Annotated in this window: 11 protein-coding genes; 5 read left to right on the forward strand and 6 right to left on the reverse strand. The window is 69.3% G+C overall.

From position 1 onward, the window contains the following. Positions 1-46 precede the first annotated feature (46 nt). Positions 47-1618 (forward strand): glutamine-hydrolyzing GMP synthase, encoded by a 1572-nt coding sequence (gene guaA / locus G6N68_RS04060; RefSeq protein WP_205351236.1) that lies wholly within the window; start codon positions 47-49, stop codon positions 1616-1618. 152 nt (positions 1619-1770) lie between these two features. Here guaA and G6N68_RS04065 read toward each other — a convergent pair whose 3' ends face one another. Then, on the reverse strand, positions 1771-2391 hold the full coding sequence (locus G6N68_RS04065; protein WP_240355366.1) for a hypothetical protein: 621 nt from the start codon (positions 2389-2391) through the stop codon (positions 1771-1773). Between the two features lie 138 nt (positions 2392-2529). Here G6N68_RS04065 and imuA' point away from each other — a divergent pair, with 138 nt between their 5' ends. After that, the gene (gene imuA', locus G6N68_RS04070; protein ID WP_163708192.1) at positions 2530-3162 is read left to right on the forward strand and encodes a DnaE2-dependent mutagenesis accessory factor ImuA'; all 633 of its coding nucleotides are present in this window, start codon (positions 2530-2532) and stop codon (positions 3160-3162) included. 38 nt (positions 3163-3200) lie between these two features. Further along, on the forward strand, positions 3201-4742 hold the full coding sequence (locus G6N68_RS04075; protein ID WP_163708195.1) for a DNA polymerase Y family protein: 1542 nt from the start codon (positions 3201-3203) through the stop codon (positions 4740-4742). A 46-nt stretch (positions 4743-4788) separates the two neighbouring features. Here G6N68_RS04075 and G6N68_RS04080 read toward each other — a convergent pair whose 3' ends face one another. Beyond that, a complete protein-coding gene (locus tag G6N68_RS04080) occupies positions 4789-5142 on the reverse strand; it encodes a hypothetical protein (RefSeq protein ID WP_163708198.1) in 354 nt (117 codons plus the stop codon). 15 nt (positions 5143-5157) lie between these two features. Beyond that, positions 5158-6111, reverse strand: coding sequence for a nucleoside hydrolase (locus tag G6N68_RS04085; protein WP_163708201.1), 954 nt, complete (start codon positions 6109-6111; stop codon positions 5158-5160). Positions 6112-6133: 22 nt separating this feature from the next. Here G6N68_RS04085 and cmaA1 point away from each other — a divergent pair, with 22 nt between their 5' ends. After that, positions 6134-6997: a cyclopropane mycolic acid synthase CmaA1 gene (cmaA1, locus tag G6N68_RS04090; protein ID WP_163708204.1), complete on the forward strand. Its 864-nt coding sequence runs from the start codon at positions 6134-6136 to the stop codon at positions 6995-6997. Here the strand turns inward: cmaA1 and G6N68_RS04095 are convergent, their stop codons facing one another. Continuing rightward, entirely contained in the window at positions 6998-9025 is a 2028-nt protein-coding gene (locus G6N68_RS04095) for an SDR family oxidoreductase (RefSeq protein ID WP_163708206.1), read from the reverse strand. It abuts the gene before it with no gap. Between the two features lie 49 nt (positions 9026-9074). Then, positions 9075-9779 carry a histidine phosphatase family protein gene (locus G6N68_RS04100; RefSeq protein ID WP_163708209.1) on the reverse strand — a complete coding sequence of 235 codons (705 nt, stop codon included), beginning with the start codon at positions 9777-9779 and terminating at the stop codon, positions 9075-9077. 94 nt (positions 9780-9873) lie between these two features. Here G6N68_RS04100 and G6N68_RS04105 point away from each other — a divergent pair, with 94 nt between their 5' ends. Continuing rightward, positions 9874-10746, forward strand: a complete 873-nt coding sequence (locus G6N68_RS04105; RefSeq protein WP_163708211.1) for a MaoC/PaaZ C-terminal domain-containing protein — start codon at positions 9874-9876, stop codon at positions 10744-10746. A 25-nt stretch (positions 10747-10771) separates the two neighbouring features. Here G6N68_RS04105 and G6N68_RS31350 read toward each other — a convergent pair whose 3' ends face one another. Then, on the reverse strand, positions 10772-14968 hold the full coding sequence (locus tag G6N68_RS31350; protein WP_275899949.1) for a PE family protein: 4197 nt from the start codon (positions 14966-14968) through the stop codon (positions 10772-10774). Positions 14969-15013 lie beyond the last annotated feature (45 nt).

The raw sequence follows: 15013 nt of genomic DNA on the forward strand, positions 1-15013 counted from the left end.
GCTGCTGGCCGTCGGACGCAGTCGGGGTGAATGACCACTAGAGTGGATGCCCGTGGAATCAGGCTCGCCGCGGCCCGTATTGGTGGTCGACTTCGGTGCGCAGTATGCGCAATTGATCGCTCGCCGCGTCCGTGAGGCGCGGGTCTTCTCGGAGGTCATTCCGCATACCGCCTCGATCGAGGAAATCAAAGCTCATGATCCGTTGGCGTTGGTGTTGTCCGGCGGGCCGGCCAGTGTCTACGCCGAAGGCGCCCCGCAACTGGATCCGGAACTGTTCGAGCTCGACCTACCGGTATTCGGCATTTGCTACGGGTTTCAGGCCATGGCGCAGGCGTTGGGCGGCACCGTGGCCCAGACCGGTACGCGTGAGTACGGCCGCACCGAACTGAAAGTGGTTGGTGGCGAGCTGCATTCGGGATTGCCCCCGGTCCAGCCCGTCTGGATGAGCCATGGGGATGCGGTCACGTCGGCGCCCGACGGATTCGCCGTGGTGGCCAGCAGTGCCGGCGCCCCAGTCGCGGCTTTCGAAAACGTCGGTCGCCGCCTGGCCGGGGTGCAGTACCACCCGGAAGTGATGCACACGCCCCATGGGCAACAAATCCTCAACCGGTTCCTGCATGACTTCGCCGGGATTGGCGCGGAGTGGACGCCGGCCAATATCGCCAGTGCGCTGGTGGAGCAGGTGCGGGAGAAGATCGGCGATGGACGCGCGATTTGCGGGCTGTCCGGTGGGGTGGACTCCGCGGTGGCGGCGGCCTTGGTCCAACGCGCCATCGGTGACCGATTGACCTGTGTCTTCGTCGATCACGGATTGCTGCGCGCGGGTGAGCGTGAGCAGGTGGAGCGGGATTTCGTGGCCGCCACCGGGGCCAAACTGGTGACCGTTGATGCCGCCGACACCTTCCTGGAGGCGTTGGCGGGTGTGACCAATCCCGAAGGCAAACGCAAGATCATCGGCCGCAAGTTCATTCGGGCCTTCGAAGGTGCGGTGCGGGATATCGTGGGAGGCAACGCCTCTGGCGACGAAATCGAGTTCTTGGTGCAAGGCACGCTGTATCCCGATGTGGTGGAGTCCGGTGGAGGCAGTGGGACGGCGAACATCAAGAGCCACCACAACGTCGGGGGGCTGCCGGAAGACCTGAAGTTCACTCTTGTTGAGCCGCTGCGGCTTCTGTTCAAAGACGAAGTGCGTGCGGTGGGACGGGAGTTGGGTCTGCCGGAGGAAATTGTTGCCCGGCAACCCTTCCCGGGACCGGGTTTGGGCATTCGCATTGTCGGTGAGGTGACCGCCGCGCGGCTGGAAACGCTGCGGCACGCTGATTCGATCGCACGCGAGGAATTGACCGCGGCGGGCCTGGATCACCAGATCTGGCAGTGTCCGGTGGTGCTGCTGGCCGACGTCCGTTCGGTGGGGGTGCAGGGTGACGGCCGTACCTATGGGCATCCGATCGTGTTGCGTCCGGTGTCCAGTGAGGACGCCATGACCGCCGACTGGACCCGCGTTCCTTATGAGGTGTTGGAGCGGATCTCAACTCGGATCACCAACGAGGTCGCGGAAGTCAACCGCGTGGTGCTGGATATCACCAGTAAGCCACCGGGCACCATCGAGTGGGAGTAGTTTTCGCGGCTGCGGCGATTTTGTGCCGCAATTGCCGTGAGTCCCCTTGGTATTCACTTCTGTCACATTGGTATCGGGTCCGAAGGACTAGGGGTTCTGCCCGGCTTTGAGCGACAGGTTCTGTGCCGCAAGCGATGTCGCTCCGAGTCGACTCAGGGCGACGCCGAACCAACCTCGGCGGTTTGGACGAATTCGCGCCTACCGAAAGCGAGCGTCGCGGATTCCCAGCTGCCACCGGACTCTTGGACCAGTCGGCGGGCGAGGTCAACATCGTCGCAGTCGGCGATCAGGATCAGGGTGCGGTCTGTCGTGGTGACAGATCCGCCCAGGAGTCGGCGCCGCGCGGTCGGGTCGGCCGCGAACGCTTCGCCGAAGCGTCCGAAGTCGACGTCGGGCACGGTGACGGCGACCCCGTTGGCGCCGTCGCCGGGAGCGCTTTGCGGTTGGTAGTCGAACGTCAGCACCGCATCCTGGTCGAACTGGTGGCCTAACGCCTCGGCGGCGGCGTGCAGGGTCGCTGCATCGGTGATGCACAGATGGAACTCGCGCGAGCGCTCGAAGGTGATTTGCTGGCGGTCCTCGGACCAGAACACCCCATCCAGTGGGGTGGATCCCGTCACCGCCACACCGAAGGGGGCCCCTGTCACGATCGTCGTCGTCGCCTGCAGTTCGAACAGCGGCGACCCGGTGTCTGTGGTGAACAACTCCGCCGGCCGGCAGTCCCGGCGTTCAGTCCCTGGGTCAGCACTGACCAAAGGGGCTGGTGGGACCACACAAAACGCCAAGAACCACACCAGTATCAAGCTCCTGCGCGACCGCACGACGGCAGCGTCTCATGCGTTCTTGACGCTTGTCGGAGGGCGGGTGTTTACTCGAATCAATCGAACATACTTTCGAACCAAGGCGGGATGATGACTGCGGCTTTTGCCCCGGGTCGTCGGCACGAAAATCGTGCTGAACAGCTCGAATCGCTACGTCAGCGGATTGCTGAGCTGTCCGGGGGGCCCAGCCGGCTGGACGAACTGCGGACCACGGAGTCAACGTCTGCGCAGCTTCCACGGGGGACGGTGGCGGTGATCTCCGGGGCGCGGTCGCTATTACTGCGCATGGTGGCGTCGGTGACGGCGGAGGGAGGCAACGTCGCCATCGTCGGCCAGCCGGATATCGGGCTGCTGGCCGCCGTGGAGATGGGGGCGGACCTGAGTCGGCTCGCGGTGATACCGGATCCCGGCGCGGACCCGGTCGAGGTGGCGGCGGTGCTTATCGACGGCATGGACTTGGTGGTGCTCGGTCTGGGTGGGCGTCGGGTGACGCGGACGCGGGCGCGGGCCGTGATGGTTCGGGCCCGGCAGAAGGGTTGCACTTTGCTGGTGACCGACGGCGAGTGGGAAGGCGCGCAGGCGCGGCTTCAGGCCCGGGTCTGCGGCTACGAGATCACCCCTTTTCCTCGGGGCGCACCCACCCCCGGGTTTGGGCGGATCAGCGGTGTTCGGCTGCAGATCACCCGGTGTGGCCAGACGATCGGCCGAACGCGAACCGGGTGAGTCCGGTGGGCTCTTCCCGAGTGCTGGCAATTTGGTGCATGGACTGGCCCGCGGTGGCCGCTGCTGCGGCGGCGGGCCAGCCCGTGACGGCTCCGGTCGCGGTCACGTTGGCCAACCGGGTGATCGCCTGTTCGGCGACCGCGCGTGCGGCGGGCGTACGGCGGGGGTTGCGACGCCGGGAGGCGGCGGCGCGCTGCCCGCAACTGCACATCGTGGCCGCCGACGCCGACCGCGACGCCCGCTTCTTCGAAGGGGTGATCGCTGCGGTGGACGATCTGGTGCCCCGCGCCGAGGTGCTACGGCCCGGGCTCCTGGTATTACCGGTGCGCGGGGCGGCCCGCTATTTCGGCTCCGAACAGCAGGCGGCCGAGCGGTTGGTTGACGCGGTGGCTGTGAGTTCAGTGGCGGGCGCCGAGTGCCAGGTCGGGATAGCCGACCAGTTGTCCACCGCGGTCTTCGCCGCACGCGCGGGCCGGATCGTGGAGCCGGGAGGCGACGCGCGGTTCTTGTCCTTGTTGTCGATCCGACAGCTTGCCACCGAACCGAGCTTGTCGGGTCCTGGGCGGGATGAGTTGACGGATCTGTTGTGGCGGTTAGGGATTCGCACCATGGGCCAGTTCGCTGCGCTGTCCCGCACCGACGTGGCCTCCCGGTTCGGGGCCGAGGGGGTGGCCGCACACCGGTTTGCCCGCGGCGAGCCCGAGCGGGCGCCGTCCGGTCGGGAGTTGCCGCCGGAACTCGACGCCGTGCTGGACTGCGATCCGCCGATCGACCGGGTCGACGCCGCGGCATTCGCCGGGCGCTCGTTGGCCGCCTCGCTGCATCAGGCGTTGATGGCGGCCGGGGTGGAGTGTACCCGACTGGCGATCCACGCCGTCACCGCCAACGGCGAAGAACTGAGCCGAGTGTGGCGGTGTGCCGAGCCGTTGACCGAGGACGCCACCGCGGACCGCGTGCGCTGGCAGCTGGACGGGTGGCTGAACCATCGAACCGCCCAGGCTAGGCCGACCGGCCCGGTGACCTCGTTGCGTCTGCAGGCCATCGAGGTGGTGTCGGCCGGGGCATTGCAGCTCCCGCTGTGGGGTGGTCTTGGTGACGAGGACAGGCTCCGAGCCCGACGGGCGCTGGTGCGGGTTCAGGGCCTGCTCGGTCCGGAGGCGGTCCAGGTGCCGGTGCTGTCCGGTGGCCGCGGACCGGCCGAACGCATCACGCTGACCCCACTGGGCGACGAGCCGGTGCCGCAAGCGGACCCGGATCAGCCCTGGCCTGGCCAACTGCCGCAGCCGTCGCCGGCGGTGTTGCTCGATGATGCGGTGGAATTGCTTGATGCCCAACGGAATCCGGTTCGGGTGACCAGTCGCGGGATGTTCTCCGCCGATCCGGTGCGGCTGACGCTGCGGGGTCAGGACGACCGGGTGTGCTGGTGGGCCGGACCGTGGCCGGTCGACGAGCGATGGTGGGATCCGGATCGGGCAGCGGGCGCGCGTACCGCTCGGGCCCAGGTGTTGTTGGAGAGCGAACGCGCGCTGCTGCTGTGTTACCGCCAGCGGCGCTGGTACCTCGAGGGGGCCTATGAATAGGTGCGCATAGTTAAGTTGCGTGTAGTTGGGCAGAGCCGGTTGCCGACTACGGACACCAGGGCGGGATGGGGCAGAAGTCGAGACCCGGTGGCCACGGCGGCGGTGGCGGCGGGTTCTCGCCGTCCCAGATGTTGTGCGCCACATTGCCTTGGCCGGAGTGGACGTAGTAATAGGTGTGGCAGATGCTCTCGTCCCACACCACCGGGTACACCGCAATATTGCCGGTCTGCACCGGGGGATCCCCCGGACACCAGCGACATGGCCCCTCCGGATGGTCTTCCGGGCATCCGGGCCAGGAGCGTAGCGGCAACGGGCCGGGCTGGGCCTGAGCCGGGCCCACCCCTGAAACGTTGCCCGTCAGCAGCACCGTCGCTGCCAACCCTACGAACAGTTTCCTCATGGTGTGACGCTATTGCTAGCGGCTTGCGAATTTCTTGCGCGCAAACGCCGCCACCCGTTCGATGAACAGGTCGAAAAACGCGGCCGGGTCGACATCAACGGCGATCTGCGCGTTGGGTTCTCGGCTTCCCGAGTAATCGGCAACGGTCCGGCCCCGGGCACCGGTCAGATCGACGTCCACCGTCGCCGCGCGTGCCGACACCAACTGCGGGTCCAGGGCGACGGCGGCGGCCAACGGATCGTGCATGAACGCCACATAACCCAGGCCGCGGGACTCGTGCGACTCGAAGTAGAACCGCACCGCGTCCTTGATCATCGTGATCAGCGGTGACGGTCCGGCGGCCGTCGCCAGTCGGGCGAGTATCTCCGGTGTCATTGCGACACGTCTGGTCAGCTGCAGCCCGCACACGACCGGAAGTTCTTGGTGCCCAGCCCAGGCAGCGAACACCTCGGTGGCGGCTTCTGGGTCTACCCGGATGTTCCACTCGGACACCGGCTGCTCGCCGAACGTGCCGCCCATGATCACCAGCCGGCGCAGCAGCGTCGGCAGCGCGGGTTCGGCCCGCAGCGCGAGCGCCAGATTGGTCAACGGTCCGGTGACCAGCCCGATCAGCTCACCGGGGCGGGCGCGGGCCGCCTCGACCCAGGCCGTCGTCGCGTCGTAGCGGGTGAGCCGGCGGTCGGTAGCTGGCAGATCGGCATAGCCTAAACCCTTGGGGCCGTGAAACTTTGAGGACTCACCCCACTGTCCGTGCAGCGGGTCGTCGGCGCCTTTGGATACGGGTATGTCTGGGACGCCGCACAATTCGAGGAGGCCGAGGTTGTTCGCACACACCTGGTCGACCGAGATGTTGCCGCCGGTTGAGGCGATGCCCACCACGTCGATGTCACTGGCCAGCAGAAAAATCAACGCAAGTGCATCGTCGATGCCGGTATCGACATCGACGAAAACGGCGTTCACCGCCGCCACGTTACGGGACTACGCTGTCACGATGGCCGACGATCTCACGCCGCACTTCGACGACATCCAGGCGCACTACGACCTGTCCGACGACTTCTTCCGACTATTCCTCGACCCCAGCCAGACCTACAGCTGCGCCTACTTCGAGCGCGACGACATGACATTGGAAGAGGCTCAGCTCGCCAAGGTTGATCTGGCCTTGGGCAAGCTCGGACTACAGCCGGGCATGACCCTGCTCGACGTCGGCTGCGGCTGGGGCGCGACGATGCGCCGGGCCATCGAGAAGTACGACGTCAACGTCGTCGGCCTGACGCTCAGCAAGAACCAGGCGGCCCACGTCCAGCAGCAGTTCGACGCGATGGACACCTCCCGGACCAGGCGGGTGCTGCTCAACGGTTGGGAACAGTTCGACGAGCCCGTCGACCGGATCGTCAGCATCGGAGCATTCGAGCATTTCGGGCACGAACGCTACGACGCATTCTTCACCCTGGCGCACCGCTTGCTACCCGACGACGGAATCATGTTGCTGCACACCATCACTGGGCTGCACCCGTTGGAGATGAAGGAACGCGGTCTGCCGCTGACATTCGAATTCGCCCGGTTCGTCAAATTCATCGTCACCGAGATCTTCCCGGGTGGGCGGCTACCGTCGATCCCGATGGTTCAGGAACGGGCCGCCGCCAACGGCTTCACCGTGACCCGCGTTCAGTCGTTGCAGCCGCACTACGCAAAGACGCTCGACATCTGGTCTGCGGCGCTGGAAGCCCGCAAGGACGAAGCGATCGCACTGCAATCCGAGGAAGTTTACGAGCGTTACATCAAGTACCTGACCGGCTGCGCCAATGCCTTCCGCGTCGGGTACATCGACGTCAACCAATTCACGTGCCAGAAGTGACTACCAGTACACGCCGGGCACTAACCGCACGAGCCGCTTGACGGGCCGGGGGAATCCCACGCGGGTCAAGGTTTTCGAGGCGGCGCGGACCGGACGCTTGGGCCGGCGGGGGGCCGGAGCGCGCCGCTCGGTGCTCTCCGGATGCGAAATACCACGTGCCGCAGGCGAGTCGGGGTAACCCAGATACAACTGATGCAGGATTCGCCGGGCCGTCCTGGGCGCGAAGTAGTTGCCGGCCTCGGCGAGGGTGCCGATGGGGGTATCGATCCGGGTCGGCTTCTCGACCAGGCCGCGCACCACCATTGCCGCCGCGTGCTCTGGGCTGATCGCGCGCACCGGGTTGAGCCGTTGCGACGGGGCGATCATCGGCGTCCTGACCAACGGCATATGGATATTGGTGAACGTGATGTGGTCGGACAGCGTCTCGGTGGCAACCACCTCGGAGAACTTATCGAGCGCCGCCTTGGTGGGCAGATAGGCGCTGTACTTGGGGTTGTGGGCCTGCGCCCCGGCGCTGGAGACGTTCACGACATGGCCGAACCGGCGCTCGCGCCAGTGCGGCAACAGCGCCAGCACCATCCGCACCGCGCCGAAATAGTTGACGGCCATGACCCGTTCGTAATCATGCAGTCGGTCGGTGGAGTTGATCACCGACCGACGGATGGACCGACCGGCATTGTTCACCAGGTAGTCGACGTGGTCGAAGCGGCCGAGGATGTCCTTGATGGTGTGGTCCACCGAGTCGGAATCGGTGACGTCACAAGTGAATGCGTACGCATCGCCGCCGTTGGCGCGGATCTCGGCGACCAGTTCGTCCAGCGCCTCACCACTGCGGGCCAGTGCGAACACCGTGGCCCCGCGTTCCGCGACGGCGATCGCCGAAGCCCGGCCGATACCGCTAGAGGCGCCGGTGATGATGACGTGCCGACCCACCAGCGGTCCGTCCTTGTCGTCTCGGCGGGCGCGATCTGGGTCGAGGTGATCGGCCCAGTACCGCCACAGCTTGGGTGCGTATTCCGCGAACTCCGGAACCACAATCCCGCTGCCGTGCAACGCCTTGCGCGTCTCATCGGACACAAAGGTGGGTGCCAGTTCGACGACGTCGAAAATCTCGGCTGGGATGCCCAGCTGCGTTGCGGCCATGGCGCGGAACACCTTTGCGCGCCCGCTTACCTGCAGTACCGGCGTGGCGACCGATCGGGGCAGCGACCCACGCAACGGAGGCAGCCCGGCCGCAGCCGCGACCCCACGGTAGATGCCCCGCAAGCCAACCGTTTTGGGTGCGGTCAGGTGGAACGTCTGGCCATCGCGCCCCTCGGCGTGCATCAACTCCACCAATGCGTTGACGACGTAGTCGACCGGGACGACATTGGTCCGTCCGGTGTCCGGCAACATCATCGGGGTGAATGAGGGCAACACCGCCAGCTTGGCCAGCAGGCCGAAAAAGTAGTAAGGGCCGTCGATCTTGTCCATCTCGCCGGTTCTCGAATCACCCACCACCACCGCCGGACGGTAAATGCGGTGCCGCAGCCCAGCAGTCGAACGCACCAAGGCTTCGGATTCGAACTTCGTCTGGTGATACGGAGTCGGCAGTCGCTGGCCGACGTCGAAATCCGCCTCGGTGTATTCGCCCGCGAAATCACCGGCGACGGCGATGGACGAGACGTGGTGCAAGGTGGCCCCGAGTCGCTGTGCCAGTGCGATGACGGCGCGGGTGCCTTCGACGTTGACGGCCCGCTGTTCGGCGTCGCCGGCGGTGATGTCGTAGATCGCCGCGCAGTGCACCACGTGGTCTATCTGGTCGAGTTCGGCCAGCGTCTCCTCGGTCAGTTGCAGGTCGGGCAGCTCGCCGACCAGCGGCCGCGCTTGTTCACCCCACTGGGGGTTGCGGGAGGCGAGGCGCTCGAAGCGGCCCAGCGACTGACGGCGGACCAGCACCCAGACCTGAGCATCGGGGTGGACGTCCAGCAGACGGGATACGACGCGGCTACCAATAAACCCGGTACCGCCGGTAACGACATACCGCATGCCTCATCGTGGCGGCCCGTGGCCGCACACGTCAACCGTGAGATTCGACTCAGCTGAAGCTGCGGACGCCGTCCCACTCGACCAGCGTCCAGCCCGTCGCCGGGCTGCCGGTGATCACGACTCGGCCGATGTTGGGCAGCGGGTGGCTGGTCAACAGGCTTTCCTTGGGGTTCTTGGCGTTCATCAGCGTCCACACCATGATCGCCGTGCCCTGGGCGATTACGACCGGCTTGTTGTGGCCGCTGTCGTAGATCTGTCGGACCGCGGAGGCGAATTCGGAATTGAACTTGGTGCCGCTGATCGATCCCGGGACGCTGTTCTCGACGTCCCCGTTGACCCATGAGGCCGGCGCCAACATGTAGGTCGTACTGGCCGTCGACTCCGGCTCGCCGTTGAACCAGCCGGCGTTGATCGGCTTGAGGCCGTCCAGGATTTGGGCTTGCCTACCGGACTCGCTCGCCAGCGGTGCTGCGGTCTGCTGGTCGGCGGCCGCGGGCGAGGTGTAGATGCTGTCGAAGTCGTTGCGCTTGATCTGGTGGGCGAGCTGCTGGGCCTGCCCCTTGCCTTCCTCGGTGAGGCTGGGGCCGGGTACGGCGGTGTCGATGATTCCGTCGGCGTTGGCTTGGGATTGGGCGTTGCGGATGAAGGTCAAGGTGATGCTGCGTGCCTCTGGGCTCCCGCTGCCGCAGGCGCCGACGATAAGTGTGGCGGCCAGCACAGCGGCCGTCTTCCAGATCAGGGTGCGCTTCGCCATGGCGCATAGCCTGCCCTGCCGACACCGTCTGTGGGAAGAGTTTGCGATGGTTGGGTGCGAAAAAGCGTGATTTTGAAATCGAGAGGAGACTTGGATGGCGATTGACCCGAGCGCCATTGGTGCGGTGACCGAGCCGATGTTGTTCGAGTGGACCGACCGGGACACCCTGCTTTACGCGCTTGGTGTCGGTGCAGGGGTTGACGACCTAGCCTTCACCACCGAGAACAGTCACGGGATTCCGCAGCAGGTACTGCCGACCTACGCGGTGATCTGCTGCCCGGCCTTCGGGGCGGCCGGATTGATCGGCAGCTTCAATTGGGCACTGCTGCTGCACGGTTCGCAGACCGTACGGCTGCACGCGCCGTTGCCGCCGGCGGGCAAGCTGTCGGTGGTCTCCGAGGTTGCGGACCTGCAGGACAAGGGTGAGGGCAAGAACGCGATCGTGGTGCTACACGGCCGCGGGACCGATCCGGACTCGGGCAAGCTGATCGCCGAGACGATCACCACGCTGGTGCTGCGGGGCGAGGGCGGCTTCGGGGGCGAGAAGGGGGAACGACCGGCTGCGCCGGAGTTTCCCGATCGCGAGCCCGACGCGCGCATCGACCTGCCGACGCGTGAGGACCAAGCGCTGATCTACCGGTTGTCCGGTGACCGCAATCCGCTGCACAGCGACCCCTGGTTCGCCAAGGAGCTGGCCGGGTTCCCCACGCCGATCCTGCACGGGTTGTGCACCTACGGCGTCTCGGGTCGCGCCCTGGTGGCCGAACTGGGCGGCGGCCAGGCCGCCAACATCACCTCGATCGCCGCGCGGTTCACCAAGCCGGTATTCCCCGGCGAGACGCTGAGCACCCTGATCTGGCGGACGGAACCGGGCAAGGCCGTCTTCCGCACCGAAGCGTCTGGCGCACAAGGCCAGGAGGCCCGCGTGGTGCTGGACGACGGTGAAGTGGAGTACGTGGCGAGTTAGCCCGGCTTGCGTCTGCTCGGCGGAGTCAGACCGTCATTCCGTTCCGGCCGTCGTTGACGCCGTTGACCCCGCTGCCGCCGGTGCCGCCGATGCCGACGCCACCGCCGCCGCCCCCGTCGTTGCCGAAGGTGTCGTTGTTGGCGCCGTCGCCGCCTGCCCCTCCGAGTGCACCGGTGGTGCCGGCGACGCCGTTGCCGGTGCCGTCGTCGGTGTTGGCGATACTGCCGCCGCCGCCACCGCCGCCCACACCGTTGTTCCCTCCGCCACCGCCGGCGCCGCCGGTACCGGCAGCGGAGACGATCGGTGTTTGGCTGACGGTGGCGAGGGTGTTGCCACCGGCGCCCCCGCTGCCTCCAGCGCTGGACGAAGAGCCGGCCCCACCGCCACCACCGCCGCCGCCAGCGACACCCTCGCCCTTGCTGCTGCCGTTGCTAGTGGCGAAGGCACCGCCGCCACCGCCGCCGCCGGCCCCACCCGATCCGCCAGTGCTGCCAGAGGCGGCCGCACCGCTACCGCCGCCACCGCCGACGCCGCCAAAACCTTCGCTTGAGGGCGGGTTGCCATTGTGCGCGTGGCCGCCCTTACCGCCGCCACCGCCGGTGCCGCCCTGGCCGCCGGTCCCGCCGGTGCCACCCGTTCCGACATCGCCGCCGGTGCCGCCCGCGCCGCCGCCACCGCCACCGCCGCTGTAAAGGTTGTCGAAGATGCCAAGGGCATCGCCGCCGCCTCCGCCGGTGCCGCCTCCGCCGCCGACGCCGCCCGTGCCATTGGTTCCGACGCCGCCGATGACGTCACCGCCGACGCCGCCCACGCCGCCCCGGCCGCCGTCGCCGCCCTGGCCGGCGAGCTTCTGCCCGGCGACCGGATCCACCGAGGTGGCCCCGCCCTTTCCGCCGGTGCCGCCCTTTCCGCCGGTTCCGCCTACCCCACCAGTGCCGCCGTCGGTCGCAGTGCCGCCGGCTCCGCCCGCTCCGCCGGCGCCGCCATGCCCTCCGTTACCGCCGTTGGGGTTCGCGACTGCGGCAGCGCCTGCACCGCCGGCGCCACCGGCGCCGCCGGTGCCGCCCGTGCCGCCGGTGCCTCCGCCGCTGCCGCCGATGCCCGCTCCGCCCGCTCCGCCCTGGCCGCCATTGCCGCCGGCGGTGCCGTTCATGCCGTTACCGCCGTCGCCGCTGCCGTCGTCGCCTTGGTGTCCGGCCCCGCCGGTTCCGCCGGTGCCACCGGTGCCGCCTTTGCCGTTGGCACCATCGCTACCGCCGGTGCCGCCGCTACCGACCAGTCCACCCTCGCCGGCAGCGCCGCCCTTGCCGCCGGTGCCGCCCGCCGTGGCGTTGTCAACGCCGTCGGAGGCCCAGCCCGTGCCACCCTTGCCGCCCTGGCCGCCGCTGCCGCCGAGCCCGCCCTTGCCATTGATGCCGCCGGCGGAGCTGCCACCTTGCCCGCCTTTGCCGCCCGCGGCGCCGTCGCCTCCGGTGCCCCCGTTCTCGCCGCTGTTCGCGGCGGTGGCCCCCTGCGCGCCGGCGCCACCGGTGCCGCCTTTACCACCGGTGCCGCCGGTTCCCGTGGCACCGGCGCTGCCTCCGCTGCCTCCGGTCCCGGCCGCTCCACCCGTGCCAGCGGCGCCGCCCTGACCACCCGTGCCGCCGGCGGTTGCGTCGTTAGCACCCGAGTCGGCACGGCCGGTGCCGCCCTGGCCACCGTTCCCGCCGGTTCCCCCGACCCCGCCGGATCCGTTGGTGCCGCCATTGCCAGAGCCGCCCTGACCGCCCTGGCCGCCGGCCCCGCCGAGGCCGCCGACGCCGCCGGTCTGGGTGTTATCTGGGGCCGTAACACCCTGGGATCCGTTGCCGCCGGTGCCACCGGTGCCGCCGGTTCCTCCAGTCCCTGAGCTGCCTGCGATTCCCGAGCCGAGAGTGCCGGTGCCCGGGGCGCCGGCGGTGCCCGCGGCGCCACCTTGACCGCCGGTGCCGCCGGTGCCGCCGGGGTTGCCACTGCCGGTGGCGTTGAATCCGGTGCCGCCGATTCCGCCGCTGCCGCCGTTGCCGGCGGCGCCGCCGCTGCCGCCCTTGCCGAGCAGCAGCGCGCCGTTGGCTCCGGTGCCGCCTACGCCGCCCGTCCCACCGACACCGCCGGTGCCGGGGTCGCCGAAGCCGGCGCCGCCGTCGCTGCCGCCTTTGCCGCCGGCCCCGCCACTGCCGCCGCTGCCGGCGTTGCCGGCGTTGCCTCCGTTGCCGATCAGCAGCCCGCTGCGGCCGCCGTGGCCGCCAGCACCGCCATCGCCGCCGGCGCCACCAGTGCCGCCGGTGCCGCCTTGGGCCATGCCGGTGCCATCGGTACCGATTTGGGCGCCGCCGCCGTTGCCGCCGTTGCCGCCGTCGCCGGCGGGGCCACCGTTGCCGAACCAGCCCGCGTTGCCGCCGCTACCGCCGGCACCGCCGACCCCGCCGGACCCCCCGCTGTTGCCGTTGCGGACGGTGCCGCCGGCTGCTGCGGTGTTGCTGCCGCCGTCGCCGCCGCGCCCGCCGGCACCCGCGTCCCCGTAGAGCGATCCGGCATTGCCGCCAGCTCCGCCGTCGCCGCCAGCTCCGCCGACGGCCCCGGTTTCCCGTCCCGCCGTGTTCCCGCCGGTCCCGCCGGAACCGCCGTGACCTCCCGCACCGATCAGGCCCCGAGCACTGCCACCCGCTCCGCCGTTACCGGCCGCACCACCGGTGTGGTTGGTGCCGCCGCCCTTGTTGGCCCCACCGACCCCGCCGCCGCCGCCATTGCCGCCGTCGCCGGCCAGCAACCCGCCGGCACCGCCGGAGCCTCCGTTTCCGCCCGCGCCGCCGCTGCCCTGACCACCGGTTTGGTTGCCGCCGGCGCCTCCGGCCCCACCGTGACCACCCGCGCCGATCAGTCCGGCGTTGCCGCCCGCAGCGCCATGGCCGGCGGATCCCGCGACACCGGAGGCACTGTTCTGCCCTCCTGCGCCCCCGGCCCCGCCGGCCCCGCCGTTCCCGTACAGCCAACCGGCCGCGGCACCGACTCCGCCGGCACCGCCGGTGCCGGCGCCGCCGGTTCCGCCATTCACCCCGCCGGCTCCGCCCGCGCCGCCGGCGCCTCCGCTGCCCACCAGGAATCCGGCCGTCCCGCCGGCACCACCGGTTCCGCCGGTGCCCCCGGTCAGGCCAGGACCACCACTCGAGTTGGCGCCGCCGGTTCCGCCGGCTCCACCCGTGCCGCCGTCGCCGACCAGATACCCGCCGCCCCCGCCGGCACCCCCGGCGCCGCCGGTGCCGCCGCCGGTACCGGTCTGGTTGTTCTCCCCGCCGGTGCCGCCGGCCCCACCCGCGCCGCCGGTGCCGAACAGGCCGGCATGGCCCCCGGCACCGCCGGCACCACCTGCCGAGGTGGTTGCCGTGTTCTGTCCGGCCCCGCCGGTGCCGCCGGTTCCGCCGGACCCGCCGTTGCCATACAGCCACCCGCCATTGCCCCCGGCGCCGCCGGCGCCGCCGGCGCCTCCGTCGGTGGTGCCGTTGCCGTTCGCGCCGTTCGCTCCCGCCCCGCCGGCCCCGCCGGAGCCCCACAGCCAGGAGTTGCCGCCGGCTCCGCCGGCCCCGCCACTGGTGCCCAGGGCGGTGGCCGTACCACCGGCGCCGCCGATCCCACCGTTGCCATACAGCCACCCGCCATTGCCACCGGCCCCGCCGGCCGCGCCCGCGCCGCCACTGCCGCCGGCCCCGCCGTTGCCGATCAACCCCGCGGAACCGCCGGCACCACCGGCTGCCCCGGCCGTGGTCTGGGAAAAGCCGTTGCCGCCGTTGCCGTACAACAACCCACCTTCGCCGCCGTTCGGACTCGCCGCGGTCCCGTCGGCGCCATCACCGATCAGCGGGCGGCCCAACAACAACTGGGTCGGGGTGTTGATGATGTCCAGCACCGGCTGCAACGGCCCCGCGTTGAACGACTCCGCCAAGGCATACGAACTGCCCGCACCGGTCAACGCCTGCACGAACTGGGCATGGAACGCTGTCGCCTGCGCGCTGGCGGCCTGAAAGGCCGCGCCGTGCTGGCCGAACAGCGCCGAAATCGCGACCGACACCTCATCGGCGGCGGCCGCGGCAAGTTGGACCGTCGGAGCCGCCGCCGACGCGTTCGCGGCCTCGATGGCGAATTTGACAGCCGCCAAATCATTCGCGGCTGCGCTGATTGCCCCCGGATTTACAAAGGAAAAAGACATGCCCAGACTCCCTCGACGGAGGGAGCGTACCGCTGTTCCGGCAAT

It is taken from the genome of Mycobacterium bourgelatii (assembly GCF_010723575.1).
Classification (GTDB): Bacteria; Actinomycetota; Actinomycetes; order Mycobacteriales; family Mycobacteriaceae; genus Mycobacterium; species Mycobacterium bourgelatii.